Below are 25,538 nucleotides of genomic sequence, written 5' to 3' on the forward strand. Positions count from 1 at the left end.
GCGACGCGGAACCTCGGTGCCGCGTCGTCATTGCCTTATGTTGTGATGGCGCGGCGTTCGTCGCGCCTCAATAAAACGCTGCGGCCAGCCCCAGGAACGCGACGAAGCCGACGACATCGGTGATCGTCGTCAAGAGCACGCCTCCCGAGAGCGCTGGATCGATCTTAAGGCGTTTGAGCAGCACGGGAATAACGGTGCCGGCCAGCGCGGCGACGGTCAGGTTGATGACCATCGCCAAGGCGATGATGCCGCCTAGTTTGTAGTCGTCGAAGCGCACGATGGCGACCAAGGCTACGATCACGGCCCATAGCACCCCGTTCATCATCCCCGAGAGCATTTCGCGGACTAGCAGCCACTGCACGTTGGCGCCGCCGACGTGCCCCAGGGCAATCCCACGAATCAGCACCGTCAGCGTCTGTGATCCGGCGATACCGCCCATGCTGGAGACGATGGGCATCAAGACGGCCAGCGCGGTGATTTGCTGAATGGTCGATTCGAAGATGCCGATAGCGAACGATACGATGGTCGCCGCGATCAGGTTGATGCCCAGCCACACGGCACGTCGGCGCCCGGTGCGCCACGCCGGCGCGAAGGTGTCCTCGTCCTCGTCGAGGCCGGCCATGCTCATGACCTGATGCTCGGCATCCTCGCGAATGACGTCGACCACGTCGTCGATGGTAATACGGCCCAGCAGGGCGCCGTCGGTGCTCACCACCGGCGCCGAAATAAGATCGAATTTCTCGAACAGGCTGGCGACCTCGGTGTCCGCGGCCGTGGCCTGCACCGAGGCAAAATCGGTGTTCATGACCTCGCGAACCAAGATCGAAGGGTCGGACACCAACAGCAAATTGAGCGGTAGGGTGCCGATCAGTTCGTCGCGTCGGGTGACGACGAGCAGCGTATCGGTGGAGTCGGGCAGTTTCTCGTGTCGACGTAGATAACGCAGCACCACGTCCAGGGTGATATCCGGGCGAATGGTGATGGTATCGGTATTCATCAAGCCGCCGGCGGTGTCCTCGGGATAGGACAGCACGGTCTCGATCCGCTGGCGTTCTTGCGCCTCCATGGCTTGCAAGACTTCGTGAATGACCGTGTTGGGCAAGCGTTGCAGCAGGTCGGCGAGGTCGTCGACGTCGAGCCCTTCGGTCGCCGAGACGAGCTGTTCGGCGTCCATGCGGCTAAGGAACTCGCTCTGGATATCGTCACCCAAGTATTGCAGGACATCGCCTTGCAAGTCGGGTTCGACTAGCTCCCAAAGCACATTGCGCTCACGCGGCGGCGTCGACTCGAGCAGGTGAGCGACGTCGACCGGTGCCAGACCACGATTGAGCATGCGGCGCGCTTGGTCCAACGCACCGCTTTCCAAGGCCTCGCTGAGGCGGTCCAGCCGGGGCTGTAATTGCTTGTGATTGGGGCTCATGGGGAATCGGCATCCTTTGTCGATTCTAGGGCGAGGCTTCATTCTAACATTGCTTTGGGAAGGCGCGAACGCTGTTCGCTAATCAAACATCCTCCTCGAAGCGTGCCTCGAACAAGGCAGTGAGGGCCTTGAGTACCTCCTCGGCATCGTCGCCCTCGGCTTGAATGTCGAGTTCGGTCCCGCAGGGAGCCGCTAGCATGAGCAGGGACATGATATTGGTGGCATCCGCTTCACGCTGGCCATGGAAGACGCAGACGCGCGCCGCGTAGGATTGGCAGCATTGCACGAGCTTGGTCGCGGCGCGTGCGTGGAGGCCGCGCTTGTTGATGAGCTGCAGCCTACGACGCGGCATCGCTATTCTCCGGCAATGCTGCTTGCACACCCAGTTCGCGATGGCGTAGACGGACGCCACTCATTTGCGTCGCAAAATACCGAGCCAGCCCTTCGATCAGGTATACCGAGCGGTGCTGGCCACCGGTGCAGCCGATCGCGACGGTCAAATAACTGCGATTGCTGGCAACATAGGCGGGCAGCCAGCGCTCCAGCCACTGACGTATATCGTCGGCCATGGCGTGCACGTCGGGGTAAGCTTCGAGAAACGTGACGATCTGTGAGTCGCGACCGTCGAAACCGCGCAGTTGGGGGTCCCAGTAAGGGTTGGGCAGGCAGCGAGCATCGAACACCATGTCGGCATCCAGCGGGACGCCGCGTTTGTAACCGAACGACTCGAACGTCAAGGTTAGATGTCGACCGCTATGACGGGCTACCTGCTCGGCGATGCGGCCACGCAGCTCATGTACCGATAAGTTGGAGGTATCGATGACCAAATCGGCGATATCGCGGATCGACGACAGATAGGTCTGTTCCTGTTCGATGGCCTCGGCGAGCGTCATTTCACTGGTTCGCGTCAACGGATGACGACGGCGCGTCGCCGAGTAGCGTTCCAGTAGTATGCGCGAGTCGGCGGTCAAATAAACGACCTGACACTGAATGCCTCGGGCGCGGATCTCTTCGAGCAGCACCGGAAAGCGCCGCAGGGCTTCGGGAAGATTGCGCGCGTCGATACTAACCGCGATATGCGTGCGTGACGGCGGACCTTCACGCAGCTCATCGATCAGGGGCGCCATGAGGCTGGCCGGCAGGTTGTCGATCGCGTAGTAGCCGAGATCCTCGAGTGCTTGCAAGGCAATCGATTTGCCGGAGCCGGAACGGCCGCTGATGATCACGAGCTGCATGGGCGCCCCTTGTGTTGCGCGAATATCAGTTTACGCGGATGTCAGTTTGCGCTGTTATCGTGCTGGCGGATCGCCTCGATCAGAGTATCGTAGAGCTGCCGCTGGGTCTGTGCCTGGCGCAGCTTGGTCCGGATGGCGCTATCGTTCATGATGGCGGCAACCTGAGCCAGCAACGATAGATGCGCATCGTCGGCTTCTTCTGGTACCAGCAGGACGAAGATCAGATCGACGGGGTCGCCATCGGTGGCATCGAAGTCGATGGGCTCCTGCAGGCGTAGAAAGCCGGCAATCGGCTCCTTGCAATGTGGATTGCGCGCATGCGGAATAGCGACACCATTGCCGATACCGGTGCTGCCCAATCGTTCACGGCCGATGAGGCGTCCGAATACTTCCTGGCTATCGAGGCTGGGTGTGTTCTGGGCGATGAAGGTGCTGAAAAATTCCAGCACGCGCTTCTTACTCCCCCCGGCCACGCCGAAGAGTGCGCGCTCGGGGGGTAGGATGCTTTCCAATATCATGGCGAATTAACGGGCACCGGCGCCCTGAGCGCGTGCCTGCACCTTTTCCTTGTGTTTGACGAGCTGACGGTCGAGCTTGTCGGTTAGGGCGTCGATAGCGGCGTACATGTCGTCGCTTTGTGTATCGGCGTGCAGGTCCGCGCCTGCGGCATGAAGCGTGCATGCAGCCAGGTGACGTTCCTTTTCGATGGATAACGTGACCTGGACGGTGGTGATGTTGTCATAGTGACGTTCCAGACGCGCGAGCTTTTCATTGACGTAGTCGCGTAGAGCATCGGTCAATTCGATGTGATGACCGGTGATATTGGCTTGCATGGCACGCTCCTATTCCATCGGTTGGCACTTCGATTGTAACCCTTTTTAGAGCGCTGCATAGCCCTAGAAAGCGCTGGATAACGATGGCCGCGGCGAGTCTACGCAGCGTGGCCGATACGTGCAATCCGCCCGCGTTCAGGCGAGTCGCTTACGCTCGCTGGAAGAGGGGATGCCCATGGCTTCGCGGTACTTGGCGACAGTGCGTCGTGCGACCGGAATGCCGTCCTGAGCTAGCAGGTCGACGAGCTTGCTGTCGGATAGAGGCTTGCGTGGTGGCTCGTCACCAATCAATTTCTTCAAGCGTGCACGAATCGCCGTGCTGGAATGGGCGTCGGTTTCGCCTTGCCCGCCAACGTGGCTGGAAAAGAAGTATTTGAGCTCAAAGACGCCGCGTGGGGTATGGATGAATTTCTGCGTGGTCACGCGGGATATGGTCGACTCGTGCATGTCCACTGCATCGGCTATATCCGCCAGAATCAACGGCTTCATGGCTTCCTCGCCGCGCTCCAGGAAATCTAGCTGGCGCGCCATGATCTCCTGGCCCACTCGCAGCAAGGTGTCGTTACGGCTCGAAAGGCTCTTGAGCAGCCATTTGGCTTCTTGCAGGTGTTGCTTGAGGAAGGTGTTGTCGTCGCTCTTGTCCGCGCGCTTGATGAGGGCGGCATAATCCGGCTGGATGCGGACGCGGGGCAAAGCCTCGGGATTGAGCTCGATGCGCCAATCTTGCCGGATGCGTCGTGCGACGAGGTCGGGGATGACGTAATCGTTGCTGCTGTCCTCGAAGGCAAGGCCGGGGCGCGGGTCGAGTGACTGAATGAGGGCGATGATGTGATCGAGTTCTGCCTCGTCGAGGCGCAACCGTCGCTTGAGCAACTTGCGATCGTTGCTGGCGAGCGCTTCCAGGAACTGGCGTACCAGACGCTTGGCCTGAGTTAGTAGTGGCATGTCTTCGGGCAGGGCGCCGAGTTGCAGCAACAGGCACTCGCGCAGGTCGCGGGCGCCGACGCCGGTGGGATCGAACTGCTGTACACGCATCATGACGTGTTCGACATCGCCCACCTTGAGCCCCGAAAGGCCTTGGCCGCGCAAGCCATCGACCAGTCCCTCGAGGGGCAGGGTGAGATAGCCGTCGGGCCCCACAGCGTCGATCAGGCTTTCGGCAATAGCCTGTTCGCGCGGTGTCATATCGGCCATGGCGAGTTGCCAGGCCAGATGGTCGTGAAGGCTGGTATGCGCGGTATTGCGCTCTATATCGGGACCTTCCTCGCTGCCGCCGCCGCCCGATAGTGAGGGACCTGAATCCTGGTAAGTGTCACTCCATTCGCTATCCAGCGACAGGTTCTCAGGGATGTCGTTCGTCCAGTCATCCTCTTGCTGCGTCTCGCTGACCTCGCGCTCCTCGAAGTCCTCTTCGAGCTCCAGCATGGGGTTGGAGTCCAGCGCTTGCTGGATCTCCTGTCGCAAATCCAGCGTTGAAAGCTGCAAGAGCTGAATGGCTTGCTGTAACTGGGGCGTCATCGTCAGCTGTGTGCCGACGCGAAGCTGCAAGGTAGGTTTCATGGACATGGAAAATCGATCGTCGCTTCCTGAAACGGTGCCCGTAAGTTATCTCGCGACGACGCCACTTGCAAGAATATAAGCAACAATCATGCCATTTATATAAGCGTGCGGCGGTTCCAGTGGCTTGCGTTTACAGTCGGAACTCATGGCCGAGGTAGACATCACGTACTTTTTGATTGGCGAGTATGGCGTCGGCATGACCTTCGGCAATGATCTGTCCGTTTCCGACGATGTAGGCGTTGTCACAAATATCGAGGGTTTCGCGGACGTTGTGGTCGGTGATCAAGACGCCGATATCACGGTCGCGCAATTGGCGGATAATGCTCTTTATCTCGCCAACGGAGATCGGGTCGACCCCGGCGAAGGGCTCGTCGAGAAGAATGAAGGCGGGCTCGGTGGCCAGGGCGCGGGCGATTTCAACGCGACGACGCTCGCCCCCGGACAGGCTCATGCCGGGGTTGTCCCGTATGTGAGTGACGTGAAACTCTTCTAGGAGGCGTTCGAGTTGCGCCTTGCGTGCGGCCTTGTCGAGATCGCGGCGCGTCTCGAGAATCGCCATGATGTTATCGGCGACCGAGAGCTTGCGAAAGATCGATGCTTCCTGTGGAAGATAGCCGATACCGGCGCGGGCGCGCTCGTGCATGGCCGCATGCGACAGGTTGCGTTCGTCGATGTGTACGCTGCCGGCATCGGCGCCTACCAGCCCGACAATCATGTAGAACGAGGTAGTCTTGCCGGCGCCATTAGGGCCTAGCAAGCCGACGATGCTGCCCTGACGTATGGTCAGGCTGATGTCATGCACCACGCGGCGGCCCTTGTAGCTCTTGGCGAGGTTGGCGGCACTCAGGGTCTTCATGGGCGTCGGGTCCTACCTAATGGGGGGGAGTGAATCACGAAACACGCCGCTACTCGCTGTCGCGGGGCGTCAGCGTCATGCGAACGCGCTGCTTGCCATCGCCGTCATCGTCGGAGCGTGCCTGTACCTGGCGACGATCGAGAAAGTATTCGACATAGGCGCCATTGAAGGTATCTCGGGCCTTGTGAAGCTCGGCGTTGTCGATGAGTTCCACGCGACGCTCGGCGGCATGATAGATCACCGTATCGCCCCATCCCTTGGCCACCGGCTCGTCCGGCGCGGGCTTTTGTTCGAGATAAGCGCGTTCGCCACCGCCGCCATGAGCGGTGACCGTGGAGACTTCACCCTGCGCGTTGCGTTCGATTTCCACGCGCGCGGCCGTCAGTTGCATGCTGCCTTGTTGCATATCGACGTCGCCGGTGTAGACCGCGGTGCCGGCGTTATCGTCGAGATCGAGCTGATCGGCGGCGATCTCGATAGGTTGGCTGGCATCACTTTCCAATGCTAGTGCCGTGTGACTGGCGAGTCCTAGCGCGGCGCATGCCAGCGCCGTCGTCAATGGTCGTGTCCTCATGATTCGTCCTCGGCAAGCTGTGGATGGTGGCCTCGCACATCACCGCTCAGACGCGCTTGATCGGTGTCGATCCAGGCATCGAAGCGATTGCCGCGCACGCGCTGCTCATGCTGCCGCAACACGGCCTCGGTGTCACTCCAGGCGTGGCCTTCGCTGGATTGGTAGTACAGCACGTCGGTGTCGAGGCGCCAGCCCTGCTCGGGTTGTACGAGCTGGGCGTTTCCGGTCAGGGTGAGTAAATCGCGTTGCGGCCCCAGGCTTCCCTTGTCACCGGCGATGTCCCACTTGCGTCCCGCCTCGTCACGGATCTTGGCCTTAGGTGAGTCGGCGCGAATGATGTCGTCGACAGGGGTATGCACGAGGCGCGGCGATTTAAGCGTTTGATGGGGAATGCCTTGCGCGTTGAAGCGCGTCATGGTGACGCCTTCGAGGTAGTAATCGGGCTCGCCCGCGTCATCGCTAGGGACGGGGCCCGGGGAAGAAGAGTCGCGTTGCTCGACGATGGCTAGGCCGATACCCAGGACTATCAGTACTAGCAATAGTCCCAGTCGTGCCCATTTGCGAGAAGACAGAAAAGTCGGCATGACGCGATTCATCCTTGGCCATCGAGATAGGGCGCGAGACAAGCATCCCACCGTCCCTGGCAGCTCAGCAAGGCGTCGCAGATTTCGCGCACCGCGCCTTGGCCGCCCGAGCGCGAGGGAACCCAGTCGGCGTGTGCACGGACGTAATCCGGGGCGTTGTTCACACTCAGGCCGAGCCCGGCGGCGCGAATCGCGGCCAGGTCAGGCAAGTCGTCGCCACAATAGGCGACGGCGTTCAGCGGTAGGCCGAGCTGTGCGCACAAGGCGGTCAGCGCCACTAGTTTGTCCTCGCGACCTTGTGCGACGTGGGCGATGCCAAGCGCCTCGGCGCGCCGGCTAACCATGGGCGACTCACGCCCGGTGATCAATGCCACGGCGACGCCATTTTGTTGCAGCAGTTTGATGCCGAGGCCGTCGAGGATGTTGAAGCTCTTGGTTTCCTGGCCATCGCTTTGAAAGTGCAGCGTGCCGTCAGTGAGTACGCCGTCCACGTCCAAGGCCAAGAGCCGGACGTGACGTGCCTTGTCGCGCCAATCGTTGGAATATGTCATGGGGCTCCTCAAATGACGCCGCTGACCAATAGGTCGTGCATGTGCAGCGCGCCGACCGGTCGTCCGTCGTCGTCGACCACGGCGAGTGCCGTGATGCGGTTGTCTTCCATGATCTTGACGGCCTCGGCGGCGAGTAGTTCCGGTCGGATCGTCTTGCCACCGTGGGTCATGACGTCATCGACGCGCAGACGGCGCAGGTCATCGTGGTGGTCGAGAGTGCGCCGCAGGTCGCCATCCGTATAAATGCCGGCTAGATGCCCGGCTTCATCAACTACGCAGGTAAAGCCTAGGCCCTGACGGGTGATTTCCAGCAGGGCGTCGCGTAGCGGGCTGCCCAGTGTGACACAGGGCAGGCGCTCGCCATGATGCATGAGATCTTCGACCCTGAGCAGAAGGCGTCGTCCTAAGCTGCCGCCGGGGTGTGACAGGGCGAAGTCCTCGGCGGTGAATCCGCGTGCCTCCAGCAGGGCCACCGCCAGGGCATCCCCCATGGCCAGCGCGGCGGTTGTCGAAGTGGTCGGCGCGAGGTCGAGGGGGCAGGCTTCGCGGGCCACGGCGGTATCCAAATGTGCTTCGGCGTGGCGCGATAGGGTCGAACCGGTGCGTCCGGTCATGCTGACCAGAGGGGTGCCCATGCGCTTGAGAAGCGGTAACAGCGCCGTGACTTCGGCCGTCTCTCCCGAATTGGAAAGGGCCAGGACGACGTCACGGGGCGTGATCATGCCCATGTCGCCGTGGCTGGCCTCGCCAGGGTGGACGAAGAAGGCTGGCGTGCCGGTACTGGCTAGCGTCGCCGCGATCTTGCGGGCGACGTGCCCAGACTTGCCCATGCCGGTGACAACGACGCGCCCTTCGCAGGCTAGTAGCAGTCGACAGGCGTGGTCGAAGGACTCGTCGAGGCGTTCGATCAAAGCGGCGATGGCTTGCGATTCGAGTGTCAGCGTGCGTCGCGCGCTGGCTCGATAATCGTAATTGGTGACAGTGTTCATGGTAGTGATTGTTGCCCTTCGCGGCCTTGGGCTCAAGCATCGCTGACTCCGGGGGAGCGGCGAGCGAATTGGGGCGCTCATTAAACGCACTCGCCGAGAGTGTTGCAAGGTGAGGCTGGCGGTGATCGCTCGAGTTAGGATACGATGTTCGATAATTATCGAGACGTGGATGAGCGTTACGTGACTGACACGACCCTGGTCGACGTCGAGGGGTTGCATTTCTCGCGAGGCGAGAATGACATCTTTCGAGGCGTCGATCTGCGTATTCCTAAAGGCAAGATTACCGCGGTCATGGGCCCTAGCGGAACGGGTAAGACGACGCTGCTCAAGTTGATCGGCGGTCAGCTAGTGCCGGATGCGGGACGTGTGTGTATCGACGGAGAAGATGTGCATGGTTTGTCTCGTCGTGCGTTGTTTCGGATGCGGCGGCGCATGGGCATGCTGTTCCAGAGCGGCGCGCTGTTTTCGGATCTGAGCGTTTTCGAGAACGTGGCCTTTCCTCTGCGTGTGCATACCGACCTGCCGGAGGCCATGGTGCGCGATATCGTGCTGATGAAGCTTCAGTCGGTAGGCTTGCGAGGTGCGCGCAATTTGTCACCGGCGGAGTTGTCCGGTGGCATGGCCAGGCGCGTGGCGTTAGCGCGTGCGGTGGCGCTCGATCCTGAGCTAGTGCTCTATGACGAGCCTTTCGTCGGCCAGGATCCGATTTCAATGGGCGTGCTAGTGGAACTGATCAAGACGGTCAATCAAGCCTTGGGGCTGACTGCGGTCATCGTCTCGCACGATATCAAGGAGACGCTCTCTATCGCCGATTATGTGTATATCATCGCCGACGGTCAGGTCATGGCCCATGGCACGCCGCAAACGCTGGATGTCAATCGCGACGCGCGCGTCAAGCAATTCGTGCATGGCGAGCCTGATGGCCCGGTGCCGTTTCACTACCCGGCGCCCGATTTTTATCGCGATATCCTGGCCAGCAAAGGAGAGCGTTCATGATGCGTCCTATCGCGTCGCTTGGACGAAGCACGCTCGATGCACTGAGTGCCTTGGGCCGGGCGGCGATGTTCCTGGCGCAGTCGGCAGTGGGCATTCCTTCTCGCGAAGGATGGCATCTGTGGCTTCGTCAGATGCATTTCATCGGTGTCATGTCGTTGGCGATCGTGCTGGTGTCGGGGCTATTCATCGGCATGGTGCTGGGCTTGCAGGGGTATACCATTCTGGTCGGTTTCGGCGCGGAGGATGCGTTGGGACAGATGGTGGCGCTGTCTCTGTTACGTGAACTGGCGCCGGTAGTGGCGGCGTTGCTGTTCGCGGGGCGTGCCGGTTCGGCGCTGACGGCCGAGATCGGGCTCATGAAAGCAACCGAACAGTTAACCAGTATGGAAATGATTGGGGTCGATCCGTTGCGGCGCATCGTGGCACCACGTCTCTGGGCGGGGTTTATCTCGATGCCGTTGCTGACGGTGGGCTTCAGCGTAGTCGGTATCTGGGGCGGTTACCTGGTCGGCGTGCAGTGGCTGGGCGTGTTCGATGGCTCCTATTGGAGCAATATGCAAAGCAGTGTCGCGTTCGTCGACGATATTCTCAACGGCATGCTCAAAAGCGTGGTGTTCGGTCTCGTCGTTACATGGATTGCGGTGTTTCAGGGATATGACCTGATCCCGACGTCGGAAGGCATCTCGCGGGCCACGACCCGCACGGTGGTCTATTCGTCCCTGGCGGTGCTCGGATTGGATTTCGTGCTGACCGCGCTGATGTTTGGAGAACTTGGATGAAGCGCAGCAAGATGATGGAGTTCGGCGTGGGATTGTTCGTCCTGGCCGGGATTTTAGGCATGGTGTTTCTTGGCCTGCGCGTCAGTGGCCTTAGCCTTGGTGTACCGCAGGACACATTCACGCTGCAGGCCAATTTCGCCAACATCGGCGGACTCAAGTCGGGTTCCAGGGTTGCCATGGCAGGCGTGACCATCGGGCGCGTCAGCGATGTCGCGCTCGACACCGAATGGCTCGATGCCCGCGTGACCATGGAGCTCGACGAGGATCTGGAGGGTAAGATCTCGCGGGACAGTACGGCGTCGATCCTCACCTCGGGGTTATTGGGTGAGCAATATGTCGGCCTGAGCGTGGGGGGCGACCCCGAGATGCTCGAAGAAGGCGACACCATCCGCGATACACAGCAAGCGCTGGTGCTGGAGCAATTGATTCAGCAGTTCGTGTCGAACATGACAAACGATTGAGCCAAGGAGGTTCCCATGACATCAAGGCAATTCACTCCCCGGCGCTTCAGTCTTTGCGCACTACTGCTGTCGGTTCTATGGTGCGTGGCATTGACGGCGCAGGCCCAGCAAACGCCCCAGCAGCTGATCGAAGGCAACGTGGCCGCGTTGATGCAAAAGCTGGATGGGCGCAAGGATTATTACGCCGAGCATGAAGGCGAGCTTGAGTCGCTGGTTGACGATAGCCTCGACGACGTGGCCGATTTTCGCTACATCGGCGCCAGCGTCATGGGCCGATATTTCAGTAATGCCTCGCCGCAGCAGCGCTCACGTTTCGTCGAGACGTTTCGTAAGACGCTGATCGAGACGTATGCCAAGGGGTTGGTGACGTTCGATTATCGCGACATCCGGGTGCTCGATAATGATAGCGAGCGGCGTTATGAGGATCAGGCCAGCGTCGATATGGAAGTGGTCTCAAGCAATGGCGATGTTTATCCCGTGGTGTACACGTTGCATAAGCGCGACGGCGAGTGGCGTGTGATCAATGTCATCGTCAATGGCATTAATCTGGGACTGACGTTCCGCAATCAGTTCGATCAGGCCATGCGCGACAATAATCGCGATATCGATGCGGTCATCGATGGCTGGGCGCCCGACGTCGCCACCGATGAGCTCGAAAAAGGCGGCGACGGCAACCAATGAGCGTCCTCCTCGAGCGTGACGATGCCCGGCTTGAAGTGCGCGACGCGCGTATTCTGAAAGTCGATGGCGAGGCGGATTTCGACAGTGCCGCCTCGTTGGCAGCCAAAGGGCGGGAATGGCTGCAAAGCTTGCCGCGCGATGTCGAGGTCGAGTTCGATCTGACCGGCGTGAGCTGTGCCAGCAGTGCCGTGCTCAGTGTCCTGCTCGAATGGTTGCGTTGCGCGCAGTCGCACGGCGTGCATATCGTTCATGTGGCCCTGTCGCACCCCTTGGCGCGTTTGACGGCCATGGCAGGGCTGGATCCCTTGCTTCCCATTGATGAGACGCGGGTGGCTTCGCACACGTCATGACAGCGCGGCGCGTCGCCTCCCGGGGTTCTGCGTGCAAGCGGGCGTCGCCAACGGCGCCCGTTTTCTTTATCATGCCTGATTGAAATCCCGACCCAATTACCGCACTCGTGCGTGTTACGCGCGCCGTGCCGTAGAACAGGAGCCAACGCCTTATGCAACCCAGCGACGTCAAGGCCCTACTCGAATCGCGTATCGACGATTGCCAGTTTCATATTCAAGGTGAAGGCTGCAATTTCCAGGTGGTCGCCGTCGGTGACGTTTTTGAGGGACTATCGCCGGTCAAGCGCCAGCAGCTGATTTATTCGGCGTTGTCAGATGAAATCGCCAGTGGCGCCCTACATGCCATTAGTATCAAGACCTACACCCCGTCTCAGTGGGAGCAAGCTCCTGAAAACGCGGGCGTCTAAGCACGGAATTTCATGGACAAATTGATCATTACCGGTAATGGGCCGCTCGACGGGGAAGTGTGGGCGAGTGGTGCCAAGAACTCCGCCTTGCCGATTCTGGCGGCGACCCTGTTGGCCGATGAGCCGGTGACTATCGGCAACCTGCCACATTTGCAGGATATCACCACCACGCTGGAGCTATTGGGGCGCATGGGCGTCGAGCCGGTGATGGGCGACAAGATGAGCATTCAGCTTGATGGCTCTCAGGTAACGCATTGCCATGCGCCTTACGAACTGGTCAAGAAGATGCGCGCCTCGATTCTCGTGCTCGGCCCCTTGCTGGCTCATTTCGGTACGGCCGATGTGTCTTTGCCGGGTGGCTGCGCGATCGGGTCGCGTCCAGTCGATTTGCACCTGCGCGGTCTCGAGGCCATGGGCGCCGAGATTCATGTCGATGGCGGTTACGTGCAGGCACGCTGCGCCGGTCGCCTGAAAGGGGCGACGATCTTCTTCGACACCGTGACCGTAACCGGCACCGAAAACCTGCTGATGGCGGCCACCTTGGCCGACGGCACTACGGTACTCGAGAACGCGGCGCGTGAGCCGGAAGTGGTGGATCTGGCCGAGTGTCTGATCGCCATGGGGGCTCGGATTCGTGGTCACGGGTCGGATACGATCGTGGTCGAGGGTGTGCCGCGCCTGCACGGATGCCATTACGATGTCATGCCGGATCGCATCGAAACGGGCACCTTCTTGGTGGCGGCCGCAGCGACCAGTGGTCGCGTTCGGGTACGTAACACACGTGCCGATACGCTGGAGGCCGTGCTTGCCAAGCTCGATGAAGCTGGAGCTCGCGTTGAGGTGGGCGATGGCTGGCTGGAACTCGATATGCGTGGACGGCGTCCACGGGCGGTCAATGTGCGTACTGCTCCGTACCCCGCGTTTCCCACCGACATGCAGGCCCAATTCGTTGCGCTCAACTGTGTCGCCGAAGGCTCGGGCACCGTCGTCGAGACGATCTTCGAAAACCGCTTCATGCATGTGCAGGAACTCAATCGCATGGGGGCGCGGATCGCGCTGGAAGGTAACGCCGCGGTCATCACGGGCGTCGAACATCTCTCCGGCGCGCCGGTGATGGCCACTGATTTGCGGGCGTCGGCGAGCCTGGTCATTGCGGCCATGATGGCGGAAGGCGAAACGCAGGTGGATCGCATTTATCATATCGACCGCGGTTACGAATGCATCGAGGAGAAGTTGCAATTGCTCGGTGCCAAGATTCGTCGCGTACCCGGTTGATCGGCGGTTTCATTCTCCCGTTCCGCCATGGTGGCGGAACGCCAAGTTCAATAGACGTGCCAACATCATGTCAAAGCAACTGATTCTGGCCCTGTCCAAAGGGCGCATACTGGAAGAAACGCTCCCGCTGTTGGCTGACGCGGGCATAGAGCCGGCGGAAGACTTCGGCAAGAGCCGCAAGTTGCTGTTCGATACCAATCTTCCCGATGTCAAATTGGTCGTGATTCGTGCCGTCGATGTACCGACGTACGTGCAACTCGGTGCCGCCGATGTTGGCGTGGCGGGTAAGGATACCTTGCTCGAGCATGGGGCCGAAGGGCTGTATGAGCCTCTGGATCTGGAAATATCGCGCTGCAAGTTGATGACGGCCGGCGTGGTCGGGGCGCAGCCGACCCATGCGCGGCGTCGGGTGGCCACCAAGTTCGTCAATGTGGCGCGTCGTTACTATGCCCGACAGGGAATTCAGGCCGAGGTGATCAAGCTCTACGGGGCTATGGAGTTGGCGCCTTTGATGAATCTGGCCGATGAGATCGTCGATATCGTCGATACCGGTAACACCTTGCGCGCCAATGGCATGGAGCCGCGCGAGTTGATCGACGAGGTGAGTTCGCGACTGGTGGTTAACAAGGCCTCGATGACCATGAAGCATGATCGGCTCAAGCCACTGATCGAGCGCCTGGGGCGCGCGGTCGAGTCGCGGCGCGGTGAAACGCAGGCGTAAGAACACGAGAGGGCGAGATGACTGACAATGCCGTGAATGTGGCGCGTCTGAGCACCATACAAGACGATTTCGATACACGTCTGACAGCGTTGCTGGCGTGGGAAGGGGTCTCCGACAAGCAGGTAGCCGAAAGCGTCGAACAGATCATCGATGCCGTGCGCTCGCGAGGCGATGCCGCAGTGATCGAATACACCAATCGCCTGGATCGCATGCAGGCGCGTGACATGAGTGAGTTGACGCTGGATGCGGCACGGTTGCGCGAGGCCTATGAGGGCCTGCCGGATGCGCAGCGCGAGGCGCTGGCACACGCCGCCGAGCGCATTCGCCTCTATCACCAGCGTCAGAAGCCTGAGTCCTGGCAGTACACCGAGGCCGATGGCAGTGTGCTGGGCCAGAAAGTCACGCCGCTGGACCGCGCGGGCATCTATGTGCCGGGCGGCAAGGCTGCGTACCCGTCCTCGGTGCTGATGAACGCCATTCCCGCGCATGTTGCTGGGGTGCACGAAATCGTCATGGTGGTGCCTACGCCTGACGGGGTGCTCAATGACCTCGTGCTGGCAGCCGCGTATCTGGCGGGGGTCGATTATGTCTTCACCGTGGGTGGCGCCCAGGCCGTGGCGGCTCTAGCGTATGGCACTCAGAGCATTCCACGCGTGGATAAAGTCGTTGGGCCGGGCAATATCTACGTGGCCACGGCCAAACGCGCGGTGTTCGGACAAGTAGGGATCGACATGATCGCGGGGCCTTCCGAGATTCTGGTCGTGACCGATGGAGAGACCGATCCCGAATGGCTGGCCATGGACTTGTTCTCGCAGGCCGAGCACGACGAGGACGCTCAGGCAATCCTCGTGGGCTGGGACGCGGCCCATCTCGATGCGGTTCACGCCGCCATCGAACGTTTACTGCCTACCATGGAGCGCGAAGCGATCATCCGTGAGTCGCTGGCGTCACGCGGTGCCTTGATCCAGTGCCGTGATCGCGAGGAGGCGCTGACGATCATCAACCGCATTGCGCCCGAGCACCTTGAGCTATCGGTTGGCGATCCTGAAGCGATGGCGGAAGGCGTGCGTCACGCCGGTGCGATCTTCATGGGCCGTTACACGGCGGAAGCGTTGGGCGATTATTGCGCCGGCCCCAATCACGTGTTGCCGACATCAGGCACTGCGCGCTTCTCCTCGCCCTTGGGCGTTTACGATTTCCAGAAACGTTCGTCGCTGATTCATTGCTCGCCGGAAGGCGCGGCCACTCTGGGCCGTACTGCCTCGGTGCTGGCGCGAGGAGAGTCGCTGACGGCGCATGCGCGTTCGGCGGAGAATCGTCTCGGCGACACCTGACGACGATTGGCATCCTAAGGGCAGTTATCGCATGCCCCCGCCGGTGCGCCGGTGGGGGCATGCTGCGTTAGGATTATTGCGCCTCCGACTCCGACGCTACGGGGCGTTCGCCGGCCGTCAGTGTGATCTCGCGTTTCTCTCCATCACGCACGATGGTAATGGGCAGCTTTGTGCCGGGAGAAATCTCGGCGATATCGGCCATGGCCTCACGAGCATCGATGATGGGCTCGCCGTCGATGGATAGGAGTACGTCACCCGGCTGCAGGTCAGCCTTGTCACCTGGCCCGTCGGGTACGACGCTGGCGATGACCACACCGGTCAGGGTCTTGAGGCCGAACGACGCGGCTAGGTCGGGCGTCATCGCTTGAACATCGATGCCCAGCCAGCCGCGGATGACACGGCCATGGGCGACGATCTGATCGAGTACTTGGTGCGCCAGGTTGGCGGGAATGGCGAAGCCGATGCCTTGTGACCCGCCTGAGCGTGAAAAGATCGCGGTATTGATCCCTACGAGTGCCCCCTCCGCATTGACCAGTGCTCCGCCTGAGTTGCCAGGATTGATGGCAGCATCGGTCTGGATGAAGTCTTCGTAAGCGTTCAAACCGAGATGGTTACGGCCCGTGGCACTGATGATGCCCATGGTGACGGTTTGTCCGACGCCAAAGGGGTTGCCGATGGCGAGGCCGACATCGCCGATGGCAACTTGCTCGGAGTCACTGAGCTGGATGACGGGGAGGTTTTCGCTGGGAATCTTGAGCACCGCCAAGTCGCTCTCGGGGTCGGTGCCCACGACCTTGGCAAGTGTCTCGCGGCCGTCGCGCAGGGCGACCTGAATCTCATCGGCATCGCGTATGACATGATTGTTGGTCAGTACGTACCCTTCGGCGCTGACGATGACGCCCGAGCCCAGGCTAGAGAGCATGCGCTGACGTTGCGGCATGTCCTTGCCGAAGAATTGCTGGAAAAAAGGGTCGGACATCAGCGGGTGTTCGCTACGCTCGACCATGCGCGACGAATAAATATTGACGACGGCGGGGGCTGCCTTGTTCACGGCACCGGCATAGCTTGCGGGGCCTTGAGACCTGTTCAGGGGCGCGGCCTCGACGACCTCCGGCGCGCGCTCGGCGGTATCGGTACGTTCGGCGATGGCGCGCACGGCGCTGGTATCGGGCACTGGCGTGGTGGCATCGTCGGTGCTGCGCTCGCCCATCAGTTGGGGAAAGGCGTTGAGTAGCACGATGGCGAGCAGGATGCCACTGATGATGGGCCAGACGAGCGACATCAGTGAGCGACGCATGTAGGGTTCCTTGTCGGCGAGCGGGCAGTCGCTGCCCCGTAGGGCAGCCGTTACAATGGCGCTGAGTGTAACATTGCATCCCTAAGCTGTCTGGAGCCGCCCATGAGTGCTCGACAAGAAGTGATCGCCGCGATTGAGTCCGAATTGCAGTGCGGCGACTTCAAGGACTACACCCTAAACGGTCTGCAAGTGGAAGGGCGTGACACGGTGACGCGCGTTATGAGCGGCGTCACCGCCAACCAAGCATTGCTCGATGAAGCCGTGGCCTGGAAAGCGGATCTGGTGCTCGTCCATCATGGTTATTTCTGGAAGAACGAACCGGTAGCGGTCACGGGAATGAAACGCCGCCGTCTGGCCACGTTGATGACGCATGATATCAATCTGTTGGCGTACCACCTGCCGCTGGATGCGCATGCGACGTTGGGCAATAACGTACAGCTCGCCAAGCGTCTCGACCTCACGCCGTCAGGCTGTCTCGATGGTGCGCTCGGGCAGGGTCTCTTGTGGTACGGGAATACGTCGTCGTCGATGGATCATGCCGCGTTCGCGGCGCATATCGAGCGACAATTGGGGCGTGAGCCCTTGGTCATAGCGGGACATGCTCGCTCGATCGAACGTGTCGCGTGGTGTACGGGTGGCGCACAGGACATGCTGCCGCTGGCGGCCGAGGCGGGTGTCGATGCCTTCATTTCGGGAGAAATTTCCGAGCGCACCACGCATATGGCACGTGAAATGGGCGTGACCTATGTGGCGGCCGGCCATCACGCCACCGAGCGTGATGGCGTCAGGGCGCTGGGGGATTGGCTGGCGTCACGTTTCGATATCACGCATCGTTTCATGGATATCGACAACCCTGCCTGAGTGATTCCGAAACAAGAAGGCGCCGAGCGTTTGAAACGGTCGGCGCCTAAGCGTTGTAGCAAGCCTGAGGGGTGTCCAACAAGGATGCCTGAATATCTAACTCAGTAACGCGGCGGTGTCTCGTCTTCGGTGGCGCGCTGCTTGCGTGGCTCTAGGCCATAATTTTCAGAGAGCGTGCCCTGAGCGCCCTCAGCGTAGTCGCGTGGCATCTGGGGTGGGTCAGCATCTTCTTGCGTCTCACCCTCCTGGCGTGGATGCAGGCGGCGCTTGAGTTGCAAATCGTCGACGAGACGATCGGCACCTTGAGATAGTTGCTGCTCAAGCTCATGGCTCTGACGCTGAATGCTGTTGACCAGCTCAGAAGCCTTGGCGAAATGATCGTTCAGTGAGTCCTTTACTTGACTGAGTTCCAGCTCCGCCTCTGCCAGGCGTTGGCGAACCTTCTGGTTACGGGCCACGTTGGCGTTCAGCAGATGGTAGCCGAGGGCACCGATGCCGATGCCTGCCAGAAAGCACGCGATGGCCAGGATCCAGTCGATGTTGCTCTCGTTCACAATGCTCTCCTTGATCGTCACGGGGCATGCGGTTGCGATGCGTTGGCATACCAGGCATGGCTATTATATCGGTGTCTTGGCGCGGCGGGTCAAACCCGAAAGTGAGGCACCATGCCGCGTGTGTCCATGCAAGTGTCGTGATGACGCGTATAATGACAGCTTTCATCATTCAGTCGAGGTGTGTTTCGCCCCCATGAGTGCCACCATGCCCCCGTCCGTGGAAGCACGTACGCCCCTGGAAAAATATCGCCAGGACTTGCAGCGCGACGATTTCGAGTACGATCCCGATCAGGAAGAGGCCGTTAAACATTTGCAGCGACTCTATGACGACTTGGTGAATGCGCCACGCCAATCGTCGAGCGCACCATCGATAAGTGGCGATGGCCTCAAGTCCAAGGTCGCCAAGCTGTTCGGCAAGAAGTCCGCACCTTCTCCTTTCGAGGCGCCACCGGCGGTTTTGGGGCTTTATTTCTGGGGTGGCGTGGGACGAGGCAAGACATACTTGGTGGATACGTTCTACGAGACCTTGCCGTTCGCCGACAAGATGCGTACGCATTTTCACCGCTTCATGCAGCGTGTGCATAATGAGTTGACGCATTACAAGGGGGAGAAAAACCCGCTGACGCTGATTGCGGGCAAGTTTGCGTCTGAGGCCAGGGTAATCTGTCTCGATGAGTTCTTCGTCAAGGACATTACCGATGCGATGATTCTCGCCAATCTGCTCGAGGCGCTGTTTGCGCAGGGTGTGGTGTTGGTGACGACGTCCAATATCGTACCCGACGACCTCTACAAGAATGGTCTGCAGCGTGCCCGTTTCATTCCTGCTATCGACTTGCTCAAGCGTCACTGCGACGTGGTCAATGTCGACTCGGGAATCGATTACCGCTTGCGGGCGCTGGAACAAGTGAAGATCTTCTATCACCCGTGGGGCGAAGCTGCTGACCGTGCCCTGGGCGAAAGCTTTCATGCCATTGCGGGTGCCGAAGGCGAGAGGGATGCTGAGATCGACGTTAACCATCGTGTCCTGCAGCCTCGTCGTCTGCATGAAGATGTCGTATGGTTCGAGTTCGAGACGCTATGCGATGGTCCGCGGAGCCAGAACGACTACATAGAGTTGTCCCGCGAGTTTCATACGGTCCTCGTCTCCAATGTGCCCCAGATGAGCGGCGCCACGGAGGACCTGGCGCGGCGATTTATCAACCTGGTCGACGAGTTCTACGATCGCGGTGTCAAGCTGCTTCTGTCCGCCGAGGTCGCCATCGAGTCGCTCTACACTCATGGTCAGTTGGAGTTCGAGTTCGAGCGGACACTGTCTCGCCTACAGGAAATGCAGTCCAAGGAATATCTGGCATTGCCGCACAAGCCGTGAGGGTTGCCGTGAAGCGCGAAATCGTGCTTTATGGTCGGAGAAACGTCGTGTACAATGCGCGCTCGCTCTAACGTTGTCCGTCTTTCGGGACGCGGCAACCAAGAAAAATAGGGATTGGCTGATCACGCCCTTGACACGCGTGACGTCCACACAAGCAATTGGTGATTCACCCATGAAGACGTTCAGTGCTAAGCCACAGTCCGTCACACGCGACTGGTATGTCGTCGATGCGACTGACAAGACGCTCGGCCGCCTGGCCACCGAAATCGCTCGCCGCTTGCGCGGCAAGCACAAGCCGGAATACACGCCCCACGTCGATACCGGCGACTACATCGTCGTCGTCAACGCCGAAAGGGTTCGTGTCACCGGCAACAAGGCGCAAGCCAAGAATTACTACCGTCATACCGGGTATCCGGGCGGTCTGCGCTCCATGTCCTTCGAGCAATTGATCGATCATGCGCCTGAGCGCGTTATCGAGGGTGCGGTCAAGGGCATGCTGCCGAAGGGGCCATTGGGCCGCGCCATGTATTCCAAGCTCAAGGTGTATGCTGGTGCTGAGCATCCGCATGCCGCGCAGCAGCCGCTTGAACTGAACCTCTAAGGGATTCTTCGCCATGACACAGCAGTATTACGGTACCGGGCGCCGCAAGACTTCCACGGCTCGGGTGTTTTTGAAGCCGGGCACCGGCAAAATCGCCGTCAACAACCGTGACTTGCACGACTATTTCGGTCGTGTCACCGGTGAGATGGTCGTCCGTCAGCCGTTCGAGTTGACTGAAACCACTGGCCAGTTCGACGTCTATGTCACCGTGAGCGGTGGCGGTGGCTCCGCGCAGGCGGGCGCGATTCGTCACGGCATTACGCGTGCCTTGCTCGCCTACAACGAAGACTTCCGTCGTCCGCTGCGTGATGCGGGCTACGTGACGCGTGACGCCCGTCAGGTCGAGCGTAAGAAGATCGGTCTGCGCAAGGCGCGTCGCCGTCCGCAGTTCTCCAAGCGTTAAGACGCAGCGCTTCGCACCCATCGGTGCGCGCTACGCAAAGGCCCGGACCTGTCGTCCGGGCCTTTTTGCGTGAAGCACTCGATAGGGGCGCTTGTATGGGTGCATGACCTTATCTACCCTCCCGGCATGCTCAATGAGTGGCGGCGGGTGGCATTCGTGCCCCCTATTAACGTGTTATCATCTGGGTTCGAACTGAAGCGAGGAATGTTTCATGGGTGTAGTGGCCAAGCGGTCGTCGATGACCTTTTATTCTGGTAGCGATGATCATTATAGCCATCGCGTGCGTATCGTGTTGGCGGAAAAGGGGGTGGCCGTCGATGTCATCGAGGTCAACGATGACAATAGCCCTGAAGAGCTTGCCGATCTCAACCCGTACAACAGCGTGCCTACCCTGTTGGATCGTGATCTGGTGCTTTATGAGTCCAAGGTCATGATGGAATACTTGGACGAGCGTTTTCCGCATCCGCCGCTGTTGCCGGTCTATCCCGTGGCCCGTGCGCAGAGCCGTTTGTGGATGCATCGCATCGAACGCGAGTGGTGCCCGCTGGTCGAAACGATCCAGCAAGGCAGCAAGAAAGATGCCGAGAAGGCGCGCAAGGAGTTGCGCGAAAGCATCACGGGTATTTCACCGATCTTCGAAGACATGCCGTTTTTCATGAGCGACGAGTTTTCGTTGGCAGATTGCTGCATCGCACCGATTCTCTGGCGGCTGCCGTCGCTGGGCGTCGAGCTGCCGGAAAAGCAAGTCCAGCCGCTGGTGAACTACATGGAGCGCCTCTTCAGTCGTGATGCCTTCAAGGCTTCCCTGCTGGAGGCAGAGAAGGAAATGCGCACTTAGCGTTGCCATGCATGAGTGTGCAGCGCTGATGAATCGTCGCCGCGAACCGAAAGAGGAAGTTGCCAATGCTTTCCAGTCGCCCTTATTTGGCCCGCGCACTCTATGAGTGGTTGCTGGACAACGGACATACACCGTATATCGTTGTCGATGCCGAACGTGAAGGTGTGAACGTCCCCCGTCAGTCTGTGCAAAACGGGCAGATCGTCCTCAATATTGCGCCTTCCGCAGTGCGTGATTTGTATATCGAGAATGCCGCTGTAACCTTCGGCGCGCGCTTTGCAGGCCAGCCGATGCAGGTCATCGTGCCCATGGAGGCATTGATCGCGCTTTACGCGCGTGAGAATGGGGTTGGCATGGTCTTTGGTCATGAGCCGGTCATGCCGGAAGCCGAAGCGGGCGAAGGTGACGGCACTCAGCCGGAAGGCGATGGCGACCGCCCTGCGCTTGAAAGCGTCGAGGCGTCTGACGATGAAGAGGCCAGTGAAGCTGAGAGCGAAAGTGACGAGGCCCCGCGTACCAAAGGGCGCCCGTCACTGCGTGTCGTGAAGTAAAAGCAGGGTCTTCGACCCTGCTCGGTGCTCAATCGAGATATTCGAAGACTTTGACGATCCTCTGAATGCCACCCACTTGTGAAGCGATGTTGGTCACGATATCTGCTTCCTGGTGGGTCACCATGCCCATCAGATAGACCGTGCTGTTTTCGGTGATGACCCGAATTCGGCTGCCGTCGATGCGCTCGTCGGTCGCGAGGTTTGCCTTGATCCTTCCGGTGATCCAGGTATCCGTCATACGCTGGCCGATGGGGGAGTTGGCGGCGACTTCCAGTTCGTTGTGAACGCGGCGCACCTGCCGGGCTTGTTCGGCTACGTTGCCGGCTTTTTGCTTGAGTTCGTCGCTCGCCACCTGGCCGGTGAGAAGTACCATGCCGTTGTAGCTGTCGATGTTGAGATGCGCGTCGCGAAAGCGCGCGTCGGTGCTGACAAGGTTGTCGGAAATCTTGTCCTGGATGCTTTCGTCTTCCACCTTCATGCCGGGGGTGCGCTTGCCGTAGTTTTCACCGCCCTGGTTGTCGGTGGAAGGCGAGGCGCAGCCGGTCAGTGCCAGCGTGATGCCAAGGAGGAGCGGGAGAATAACCTGTCGTGTCATGACGAATTCCTTATTCGGTGCTGCCAAACAGTTGTTGATCGATGAGATCGCATAGGCAGTGTATCGCGAGCAGATGCACTTCCTGGATGCGTGCCGTGGAGGTCGAGGGAACGCGAATTTCGCAGTCGTCCTGGCCGAGCAGCGAGGCCATGTCGCCACCGTCGCGCCCGGTGAGCGCCACGATGTGCATGTCGCGATCGTGGGCGGCCTGGATGGCCTGCACCACGTTGGCGGAGTTGCCGCTCGTGGAGATGGCCAGCAGGATATCGCCGGGTTGGCCCAGGGCGCGTATCTGCTTGGAGAATATCTCGTTGTAGCTGTAGTCGTTGGCGATCGAGGTGAGAGTCGAGGTGTCGGTGGTCAGGGCCAGGGCCGGCAGGCTCGGACGCTCGCGCTCGAACCGGTTGAGCAACTCGGATGAGAAGTGCTGACTGTCACCGGCACTGCCGCCGTTGCCACAGGCGAGAATCTTGCCTTCGCTGACCAGGCACTGAACCATCATCTGGCTCGCGACTTCGATGAAGGGAGGAAGAACCTCGCTGGCATAGGTCTTGGCATCGATGCTGGCGTTGAAGTGGCCGAGTATGCGTGATTGGAAATCCATGAGTAGGCCTTGCTTGGGTCAAAAGGCGTCGAATGCCGAACGAATCCACTCGAACGACAGATGGGGTGGCGTGCCGGTGACGCCGACGACGTCGAAACGACACGCACATGATAGCCCGTTGCGATGGAGATAAAAACGTGCCGCGCTGACCAGGCGACGCTGCTTGGCGGCGGTCACGGTCTCAAGGGGGTGACCATGGCTGGTGTGGGTGCGGTGCCTCACTTCGATGAAGACCAGCGTCTCGCCGTCGCGCATGACGAGATCGATCTCGCCACGTCTGGCATGTTGGTTGGTATCCACCAACTGCAAGCCATGGGTGGTCAGCCAGTCGGCGGTGCGGCGCTCCATGTCGAGGCCGCGCCGCCGTGGGTCATGGGTCGAGCGTGACATTGCCGATATCCAGGTCGGACCCGCCGGTCAGTAGCGGCGCGGGCACGCCGGACTGGAATTGGGCCCAGGGCAGCGTGCGTTGGATGCGTCCGTCATCGCGTGCCTGAAGCGTTCCGGTTGCGCCGAAGACTTCCAGTGAGTGCAGTGCCTGCATCAGTGGTAAACGCCGTGCTAATTCGTAGGCGTCGACGCCCATGGCATTGAGCTTGAGCAAGCTAGGATCGTCTTGCGCGTTGAGTTCGCGATAAGTGGAGTAGAACGGCAGCGCTTCTTCGCCGCCGGTCGCCGCATCCGGTATTAGCCAGGGGATATCCATGAACATCACGTCGTTGAGGTCATGGTCGGCGCGCGGTTCGGGTTGGCCGCCATAGACCTGAGACGTCGCGTAGACCGGGAGATCGCTTGCGTAGTAATAGTCCAGCGTGGGGGGGACTTGGCGCGCATAGCTAGGCAATGCCACGAGAAAGAGCATGTCGATATCCTCGTTTCCACTGCGCTTGCCATCGGCATTCAACAAGCGTTTGGTCGCCTCGCTGACGGAGCCCTTGGGGTCATAGTGCACGACGGAATCGAGCTCGCCTTTCCGGTCTTCCCAATTCGTGCGGAAAGCCTTGAATACGCGTTCGCCCCAAGCATTGTCAGGGATCAGTGCGGCTGCCCCGTGATGGCCATCCATGCGTGCGCGCTTGGCGACTTGACGCGCCTCGTCCTCGGCCGACAGCCCATATTGGAAAAGCTCGTCTGCTTGATTGCGGTCGTGTTCGCCGTAGTTGAGGGCCAGCGTCGGCAGAGCGACGCTGTCGCGCAGTTCGAGTTGCGACACCAAGTCCTTGTCGAGCGGTCCTAGTACGACCTGTGCGCCATCCATGGTTGCTTGTGCGTAAAGGGCTTCGAGATTGCCTGCGCTACTGTCGTAGTACGTCAGTTGTGGTGTCTGTTCGCCCTGGTTAAGGGCGTCCATGTGGCGTGCCTCGATGCCTTTCTTTATCGCGTTGGCCACGTTGGCCAGCGGGCCGGACTCCGGGAGAAAGATGGCAATGTGCTTCACATCGTTGCCGCGCAGATCCTTCAGTGCGGAGAGGTCGCTAGGCAGACGGCGGGCAGCGGGATGGTTGGGGTAATTCGCGCGCCAATCGGCCAGTGCGTCGGTGAGGCGGGACATGTCACCGCCGCTTTGGCGATATAGCCGTGCGAGCTCGACCCAGCCTTGGGTGAGGGTGTCGTCTCGCGCCTCCATGCGGTCGAGTGCGGTCTCGCTCAGTCGCGACAGTGGCGTCCAGATGTCGTCGTTGAGTTCGAACGGTGCCTCGTCGCGTTGCAATTCGATCAGGGATTCCGCCGCCGCACGCGACTCGCCGACTAGGGTTAGCGCCAGGCCGCGACGATGGCGTAATGTCTGCTGCGCATCGCGTGGTATGTCGTTGATATCGCCGAGTATCTGAGTGGCCACCAGCGCGCTTCGGCCATCTTCCTTGCGCAGGCTGAGATCGGAGATCAGAAGCGCGCGATCGATGCGATCCTCGCGTGTTAGTCGAGACGCATCGAGGTCTTGGGCAATGTCCAGCGCCTGCTCGTCATTGCCTTGCCGTGATAGAATGTGGGCCGCTTGGAGCCTGCTCTGTGCTGCTTGGCTGGCGGATTGGCCTTGGGCCTTATCGAGCAGTTCGCTAGCGCTGAGGCCTTGCGTAGCGGGGCGTGTGTCGCTGGGCCCCGGGCCGCTGGCGCACCCAGCGAGTAGTAGGGCGATCAAGGCGAGCCCGAACAGGCTGCGCAACGATTTGGGCATGGTGTCATTCCTTTATGGCGGTGTGACTCGGACGGTTCCCTGTTCCGGATTATGTCTGATGCGTGCTAAGTCTGGCGCCGACT

The 25,538-nt window shown here is 60.3% G+C and carries 32 protein-coding genes; 15 read left to right on the forward strand and 17 right to left on the reverse strand.

From position 1 onward, the window contains the following. Nucleotides 1-67 precede the first annotated feature (67 nt). The 11 genes from mgtE to KZO83_RS13645 form a co-directional block, all read right to left on the reverse strand. Complete coding sequence (gene mgtE, locus KZO83_RS13595) at nucleotides 68-1,420, reverse strand: magnesium transporter (protein ID WP_040241856.1); 1,353 nt, start codon at nucleotides 1,418-1,420, stop codon at nucleotides 68-70. An 82-nt stretch (nucleotides 1,421-1,502) separates the two neighbouring features. Next, nucleotides 1,503-1,772, reverse strand: a complete 270-nt coding sequence (locus KZO83_RS13600; RefSeq protein WP_178997124.1) for an HPr family phosphocarrier protein — start codon at nucleotides 1,770-1,772, stop codon at nucleotides 1,503-1,505. Next, nucleotides 1,759-2,655 (reverse strand): RNase adapter RapZ, encoded by an 897-nt coding sequence (rapZ, locus tag KZO83_RS13605; protein WP_178997126.1) that lies wholly within the window; start codon nucleotides 2,653-2,655, stop codon nucleotides 1,759-1,761. The genes KZO83_RS13600 and rapZ overlap by 14 nt, the downstream gene beginning before the upstream one ends. 41 nt (nucleotides 2,656-2,696) lie before the next feature. Next, a complete protein-coding gene (ptsN, locus tag KZO83_RS13610) occupies nucleotides 2,697-3,173 on the reverse strand; it encodes a PTS IIA-like nitrogen regulatory protein PtsN (protein WP_040241845.1) in 477 nt (158 codons plus the stop codon). Nucleotides 3,174-3,179: 6 nt separating this feature from the next. Continuing rightward, nucleotides 3,180-3,488, reverse strand: coding sequence for a ribosome hibernation-promoting factor, HPF/YfiA family (hpf, locus tag KZO83_RS13615; protein ID WP_040241842.1), 309 nt, complete (start codon nucleotides 3,486-3,488; stop codon nucleotides 3,180-3,182). Between the two features lie 135 nt (nucleotides 3,489-3,623). Continuing rightward, nucleotides 3,624-5,054, reverse strand: a complete 1,431-nt coding sequence (locus tag KZO83_RS13620) for an RNA polymerase factor sigma-54 (RefSeq protein ID WP_247621191.1) — start codon at nucleotides 5,052-5,054, stop codon at nucleotides 3,624-3,626. Between the two features lie 124 nt (nucleotides 5,055-5,178). Continuing rightward, nucleotides 5,179-5,904 (reverse strand): LPS export ABC transporter ATP-binding protein, encoded by a 726-nt coding sequence (lptB, locus tag KZO83_RS13625; protein ID WP_133696888.1) that lies wholly within the window; start codon nucleotides 5,902-5,904, stop codon nucleotides 5,179-5,181. 49 nt (nucleotides 5,905-5,953) lie between these two features. After that, nucleotides 5,954-6,478: a lipopolysaccharide transport periplasmic protein LptA gene (gene lptA, locus KZO83_RS13630; RefSeq protein WP_247621192.1), complete on the reverse strand. Its 525-nt coding sequence runs from the start codon at nucleotides 6,476-6,478 to the stop codon at nucleotides 5,954-5,956. Further along, nucleotides 6,475-7,062 carry an LPS export ABC transporter periplasmic protein LptC gene (gene lptC / locus KZO83_RS13635; RefSeq protein WP_040241834.1) on the reverse strand — a complete coding sequence of 196 codons (588 nt, stop codon included), beginning with the start codon at nucleotides 7,060-7,062 and terminating at the stop codon, nucleotides 6,475-6,477. The genes lptA and lptC overlap by 4 nt, the downstream gene beginning before the upstream one ends. Nucleotides 7,063-7,070: 8 nt before the next feature. Continuing rightward, a complete protein-coding gene (locus tag KZO83_RS13640) occupies nucleotides 7,071-7,613 on the reverse strand; it encodes a KdsC family phosphatase (RefSeq protein WP_247621193.1) in 543 nt (180 codons plus the stop codon). An 8-nt stretch (nucleotides 7,614-7,621) separates the two neighbouring features. Further along, entirely contained in the window at nucleotides 7,622-8,602 is a 981-nt protein-coding gene (locus tag KZO83_RS13645; protein ID WP_247621194.1) for a KpsF/GutQ family sugar-phosphate isomerase, read from the reverse strand. Between the two features lie 144 nt (nucleotides 8,603-8,746). Here KZO83_RS13645 and KZO83_RS13650 point away from each other — a divergent pair, with 144 nt between their 5' ends. From KZO83_RS13650 to hisD, 9 genes are all read left to right on the forward strand, one after another. Continuing rightward, nucleotides 8,747-9,598 (forward strand): ATP-binding cassette domain-containing protein, encoded by an 852-nt coding sequence (locus KZO83_RS13650; RefSeq protein WP_248287148.1) that lies wholly within the window; start codon nucleotides 8,747-8,749, stop codon nucleotides 9,596-9,598. Further along, nucleotides 9,598-10,377 (forward strand): lipid asymmetry maintenance ABC transporter permease subunit MlaE, encoded by a 780-nt coding sequence (gene mlaE / locus KZO83_RS13655; RefSeq protein WP_418904320.1) that lies wholly within the window; start codon nucleotides 9,598-9,600, stop codon nucleotides 10,375-10,377. The genes KZO83_RS13650 and mlaE overlap by 1 nt, the downstream gene beginning before the upstream one ends. Further along, the gene (gene mlaD / locus KZO83_RS13660) at nucleotides 10,374-10,838 is read left to right on the forward strand and encodes an outer membrane lipid asymmetry maintenance protein MlaD (RefSeq protein WP_178997142.1); all 465 of its coding nucleotides are present in this window, start codon (nucleotides 10,374-10,376) and stop codon (nucleotides 10,836-10,838) included. Before mlaE ends, mlaD begins: the two co-directional genes overlap by 4 nt. 15 nt (nucleotides 10,839-10,853) lie before the next feature. Further along, nucleotides 10,854-11,519, forward strand: coding sequence for an MlaC/ttg2D family ABC transporter substrate-binding protein (locus tag KZO83_RS13665; protein ID WP_247621196.1), 666 nt, complete (start codon nucleotides 10,854-10,856; stop codon nucleotides 11,517-11,519). Further along, nucleotides 11,516-11,869, forward strand: coding sequence for an STAS domain-containing protein (locus tag KZO83_RS13670; RefSeq protein ID WP_247621197.1), 354 nt, complete (start codon nucleotides 11,516-11,518; stop codon nucleotides 11,867-11,869). Before KZO83_RS13665 ends, KZO83_RS13670 begins: the two co-directional genes overlap by 4 nt. Nucleotides 11,870-12,021: 152 nt before the next feature. After that, on the forward strand, nucleotides 12,022-12,276 hold the full coding sequence (locus tag KZO83_RS13675) for a BolA family protein (RefSeq protein ID WP_178997147.1): 255 nt from the start codon (nucleotides 12,022-12,024) through the stop codon (nucleotides 12,274-12,276). Between the two features lie 12 nt (nucleotides 12,277-12,288). Beyond that, on the forward strand, nucleotides 12,289-13,551 hold the full coding sequence (gene murA, locus KZO83_RS13680) for a UDP-N-acetylglucosamine 1-carboxyvinyltransferase (RefSeq protein ID WP_040241817.1): 1,263 nt from the start codon (nucleotides 12,289-12,291) through the stop codon (nucleotides 13,549-13,551). A 67-nt stretch (nucleotides 13,552-13,618) separates the two neighbouring features. After that, nucleotides 13,619-14,272 carry an ATP phosphoribosyltransferase gene (hisG, locus tag KZO83_RS13685; protein ID WP_178997151.1) on the forward strand — a complete coding sequence of 218 codons (654 nt, stop codon included), beginning with the start codon at nucleotides 13,619-13,621 and terminating at the stop codon, nucleotides 14,270-14,272. Between the two features lie 17 nt (nucleotides 14,273-14,289). Beyond that, the gene (hisD, locus tag KZO83_RS13690) at nucleotides 14,290-15,606 is read left to right on the forward strand and encodes a histidinol dehydrogenase (protein ID WP_040241813.1); all 1,317 of its coding nucleotides are present in this window, start codon (nucleotides 14,290-14,292) and stop codon (nucleotides 15,604-15,606) included. Between the two features lie 73 nt (nucleotides 15,607-15,679). Here the strand turns inward: hisD and KZO83_RS13695 are convergent, their stop codons facing one another. Then, nucleotides 15,680-16,903, reverse strand: a complete 1,224-nt coding sequence (locus tag KZO83_RS13695) for a Do family serine endopeptidase (RefSeq protein ID WP_247621198.1) — start codon at nucleotides 16,901-16,903, stop codon at nucleotides 15,680-15,682. Nucleotides 16,904-17,005: 102 nt separating this feature from the next. Between KZO83_RS13695 and KZO83_RS13700 the strand changes: the two genes are divergently transcribed. After that, nucleotides 17,006-17,764, forward strand: coding sequence for a Nif3-like dinuclear metal center hexameric protein (locus KZO83_RS13700; RefSeq protein WP_247621199.1), 759 nt, complete (start codon nucleotides 17,006-17,008; stop codon nucleotides 17,762-17,764). Nucleotides 17,765-17,865: 101 nt separating this feature from the next. Here the strand turns inward: KZO83_RS13700 and KZO83_RS13705 are convergent, their stop codons facing one another. Next, nucleotides 17,866-18,318 (reverse strand): Z-ring associated ZapG family protein, encoded by a 453-nt coding sequence (locus KZO83_RS13705; protein WP_178997157.1) that lies wholly within the window; start codon nucleotides 18,316-18,318, stop codon nucleotides 17,866-17,868. 193 nt (nucleotides 18,319-18,511) lie between these two features. On the opposite strand from KZO83_RS13705, the gene zapE reads away from it, so the two are divergent. The 5 genes from zapE (at nucleotide 18,512) to KZO83_RS13730 (ending at nucleotide 22,080) form a co-directional block, all read left to right on the forward strand. Beyond that, nucleotides 18,512-19,687 (forward strand): cell division protein ZapE, encoded by a 1,176-nt coding sequence (zapE, locus tag KZO83_RS13710; RefSeq protein ID WP_040242152.1) that lies wholly within the window; start codon nucleotides 18,512-18,514, stop codon nucleotides 19,685-19,687. 172 nt (nucleotides 19,688-19,859) lie between these two features. Next, the gene (gene rplM, locus KZO83_RS13715) at nucleotides 19,860-20,288 is read left to right on the forward strand and encodes a 50S ribosomal protein L13 (protein WP_040241802.1); all 429 of its coding nucleotides are present in this window, start codon (nucleotides 19,860-19,862) and stop codon (nucleotides 20,286-20,288) included. A 13-nt stretch (nucleotides 20,289-20,301) separates the two neighbouring features. Further along, nucleotides 20,302-20,691, forward strand: coding sequence for a 30S ribosomal protein S9 (gene rpsI / locus KZO83_RS13720; protein WP_040241799.1), 390 nt, complete (start codon nucleotides 20,302-20,304; stop codon nucleotides 20,689-20,691). A 211-nt stretch (nucleotides 20,692-20,902) separates the two neighbouring features. Then, nucleotides 20,903-21,529 carry a stringent starvation protein SspA gene (gene sspA, locus KZO83_RS13725; RefSeq protein WP_040241796.1) on the forward strand — a complete coding sequence of 209 codons (627 nt, stop codon included), beginning with the start codon at nucleotides 20,903-20,905 and terminating at the stop codon, nucleotides 21,527-21,529. A gap of 65 nt (nucleotides 21,530-21,594) precedes the next feature. Beyond that, on the forward strand, nucleotides 21,595-22,080 hold the full coding sequence (locus tag KZO83_RS13730) for a ClpXP protease specificity-enhancing factor (protein ID WP_178997159.1): 486 nt from the start codon (nucleotides 21,595-21,597) through the stop codon (nucleotides 22,078-22,080). A gap of 28 nt (nucleotides 22,081-22,108) precedes the next feature. Here the strand turns inward: KZO83_RS13730 and KZO83_RS13735 are convergent, their stop codons facing one another. The 4 genes from KZO83_RS13735 to KZO83_RS13750 are packed head-to-tail and all read right to left on the reverse strand — an operon-like array spanning nucleotide 22,109 to nucleotide 25,455. Continuing rightward, the gene (locus tag KZO83_RS13735; protein WP_247621200.1) at nucleotides 22,109-22,675 is read right to left on the reverse strand and encodes a BON domain-containing protein; all 567 of its coding nucleotides are present in this window, start codon (nucleotides 22,673-22,675) and stop codon (nucleotides 22,109-22,111) included. 10 nt (nucleotides 22,676-22,685) lie between these two features. Beyond that, a complete protein-coding gene (locus KZO83_RS13740; RefSeq protein WP_011507499.1) occupies nucleotides 22,686-23,279 on the reverse strand; it encodes a phosphoheptose isomerase in 594 nt (197 codons plus the stop codon). Nucleotides 23,280-23,297: 18 nt separating this feature from the next. Continuing rightward, on the reverse strand, nucleotides 23,298-23,669 hold the full coding sequence (locus KZO83_RS13745) for a YraN family protein (RefSeq protein WP_247621201.1): 372 nt from the start codon (nucleotides 23,667-23,669) through the stop codon (nucleotides 23,298-23,300). Beyond that, nucleotides 23,650-25,455: a penicillin-binding protein activator gene (locus KZO83_RS13750; protein ID WP_247621202.1), complete on the reverse strand. Its 1,806-nt coding sequence runs from the start codon at nucleotides 25,453-25,455 to the stop codon at nucleotides 23,650-23,652. The genes KZO83_RS13745 and KZO83_RS13750 overlap by 20 nt, the downstream gene beginning before the upstream one ends. Between the last annotated feature and the right edge of the window lie 83 nt (nucleotides 25,456-25,538).

It is taken from the genome of Chromohalobacter moromii, assembly GCF_023091865.1.
Classification (GTDB): Bacteria; Pseudomonadota; Gammaproteobacteria; order Pseudomonadales; family Halomonadaceae; genus Chromohalobacter; species Chromohalobacter moromii.

Excerpts from the sequence above, each read along its gene's own strand:
- murA (WP_040241817.1), top strand. The coding sequence starts at position 12,289 with ATGGACAAATTGATCATTACCGGTAATGGGCCGCTCGACGGGGAAGTG.
- KZO83_RS13730 (WP_178997159.1), top strand. The coding sequence starts at position 21,595 with ATGCTTTCCAGTCGCCCTTATTTGGCCCGCGCACTCTATGAGTGGTTG.
- KZO83_RS13600 (WP_178997124.1), bottom strand. The coding sequence starts at position 1,772 with ATGCCGCGTCGTAGGCTGCAGCTCATCAACAAGCGCGGCCTCCACGCA.
- KZO83_RS13735 (WP_247621200.1), bottom strand. The coding sequence starts at position 22,675 with ATGACACGACAGGTTATTCTCCCGCTCCTCCTTGGCATCACGCTGGCA.
- hpf (WP_040241842.1), bottom strand. The coding sequence starts at position 3,488 with ATGCAAGCCAATATCACCGGTCATCACATCGAATTGACCGATGCTCTA.
- KZO83_RS13740 (WP_011507499.1), bottom strand. The coding sequence starts at position 23,279 with ATGGATTTCCAATCACGCATACTCGGCCACTTCAACGCCAGCATCGAT.
- KZO83_RS13670 (WP_247621197.1), top strand. The coding sequence starts at position 11,516 with ATGAGCGTCCTCCTCGAGCGTGACGATGCCCGGCTTGAAGTGCGCGAC.
- sspA (WP_040241796.1), top strand. The coding sequence starts at position 20,903 with ATGGGTGTAGTGGCCAAGCGGTCGTCGATGACCTTTTATTCTGGTAGC.
- lptC (WP_040241834.1), bottom strand. The coding sequence starts at position 7,062 with ATGCCGACTTTTCTGTCTTCTCGCAAATGGGCACGACTGGGACTATTG.
- rapZ (WP_178997126.1), bottom strand. The coding sequence starts at position 2,655 with ATGCAGCTCGTGATCATCAGCGGCCGTTCCGGCTCCGGCAAATCGATT.
- hisD (WP_040241813.1), top strand. The coding sequence starts at position 14,290 with ATGACTGACAATGCCGTGAATGTGGCGCGTCTGAGCACCATACAAGAC.
- rpsI (WP_040241799.1), top strand. The coding sequence starts at position 20,302 with ATGACACAGCAGTATTACGGTACCGGGCGCCGCAAGACTTCCACGGCT.
- KZO83_RS13695 (WP_247621198.1), bottom strand. The coding sequence starts at position 16,903 with ATGCGTCGCTCACTGATGTCGCTCGTCTGGCCCATCATCAGTGGCATC.
- KZO83_RS13675 (WP_178997147.1), top strand. The coding sequence starts at position 12,022 with ATGCAACCCAGCGACGTCAAGGCCCTACTCGAATCGCGTATCGACGAT.
- mlaE (WP_418904320.1), top strand. The coding sequence starts at position 9,598 with ATGCGTCCTATCGCGTCGCTTGGACGAAGCACGCTCGATGCACTGAGT.
- KZO83_RS13745 (WP_247621201.1), bottom strand. The coding sequence starts at position 23,669 with ATGTCACGCTCGACCCATGACCCACGGCGGCGCGGCCTCGACATGGAG.
- ptsN (WP_040241845.1), bottom strand. The coding sequence starts at position 3,173 with ATGATATTGGAAAGCATCCTACCCCCCGAGCGCGCACTCTTCGGCGTG.
- hisG (WP_178997151.1), top strand. The coding sequence starts at position 13,619 with ATGTCAAAGCAACTGATTCTGGCCCTGTCCAAAGGGCGCATACTGGAA.
- mgtE (WP_040241856.1), bottom strand. The coding sequence starts at position 1,420 with ATGAGCCCCAATCACAAGCAATTACAGCCCCGGCTGGACCGCCTCAGC.
- mlaD (WP_178997142.1), top strand. The coding sequence starts at position 10,374 with ATGAAGCGCAGCAAGATGATGGAGTTCGGCGTGGGATTGTTCGTCCTG.
- KZO83_RS13620 (WP_247621191.1), bottom strand. The coding sequence starts at position 5,054 with ATGTCCATGAAACCTACCTTGCAGCTTCGCGTCGGCACACAGCTGACG.
- KZO83_RS13665 (WP_247621196.1), top strand. The coding sequence starts at position 10,854 with ATGACATCAAGGCAATTCACTCCCCGGCGCTTCAGTCTTTGCGCACTA.
- lptA (WP_247621192.1), bottom strand. The coding sequence starts at position 6,478 with ATGAGGACACGACCATTGACGACGGCGCTGGCATGCGCCGCGCTAGGA.
- KZO83_RS13700 (WP_247621199.1), top strand. The coding sequence starts at position 17,006 with ATGAGTGCTCGACAAGAAGTGATCGCCGCGATTGAGTCCGAATTGCAG.
- KZO83_RS13645 (WP_247621194.1), bottom strand. The coding sequence starts at position 8,602 with ATGAACACTGTCACCAATTACGATTATCGAGCCAGCGCGCGACGCACG.
- KZO83_RS13650 (WP_248287148.1), top strand. The coding sequence starts at position 8,747 with ATGTTCGATAATTATCGAGACGTGGATGAGCGTTACGTGACTGACACG.
- lptB (WP_133696888.1), bottom strand. The coding sequence starts at position 5,904 with ATGAAGACCCTGAGTGCCGCCAACCTCGCCAAGAGCTACAAGGGCCGC.
- KZO83_RS13750 (WP_247621202.1), bottom strand. The coding sequence starts at position 25,455 with ATGCCCAAATCGTTGCGCAGCCTGTTCGGGCTCGCCTTGATCGCCCTA.
- rplM (WP_040241802.1), top strand. The coding sequence starts at position 19,860 with ATGAAGACGTTCAGTGCTAAGCCACAGTCCGTCACACGCGACTGGTAT.
- zapE (WP_040242152.1), top strand. The coding sequence starts at position 18,512 with ATGAGTGCCACCATGCCCCCGTCCGTGGAAGCACGTACGCCCCTGGAA.
- KZO83_RS13640 (WP_247621193.1), bottom strand. The coding sequence starts at position 7,613 with ATGACATATTCCAACGATTGGCGCGACAAGGCACGTCACGTCCGGCTC.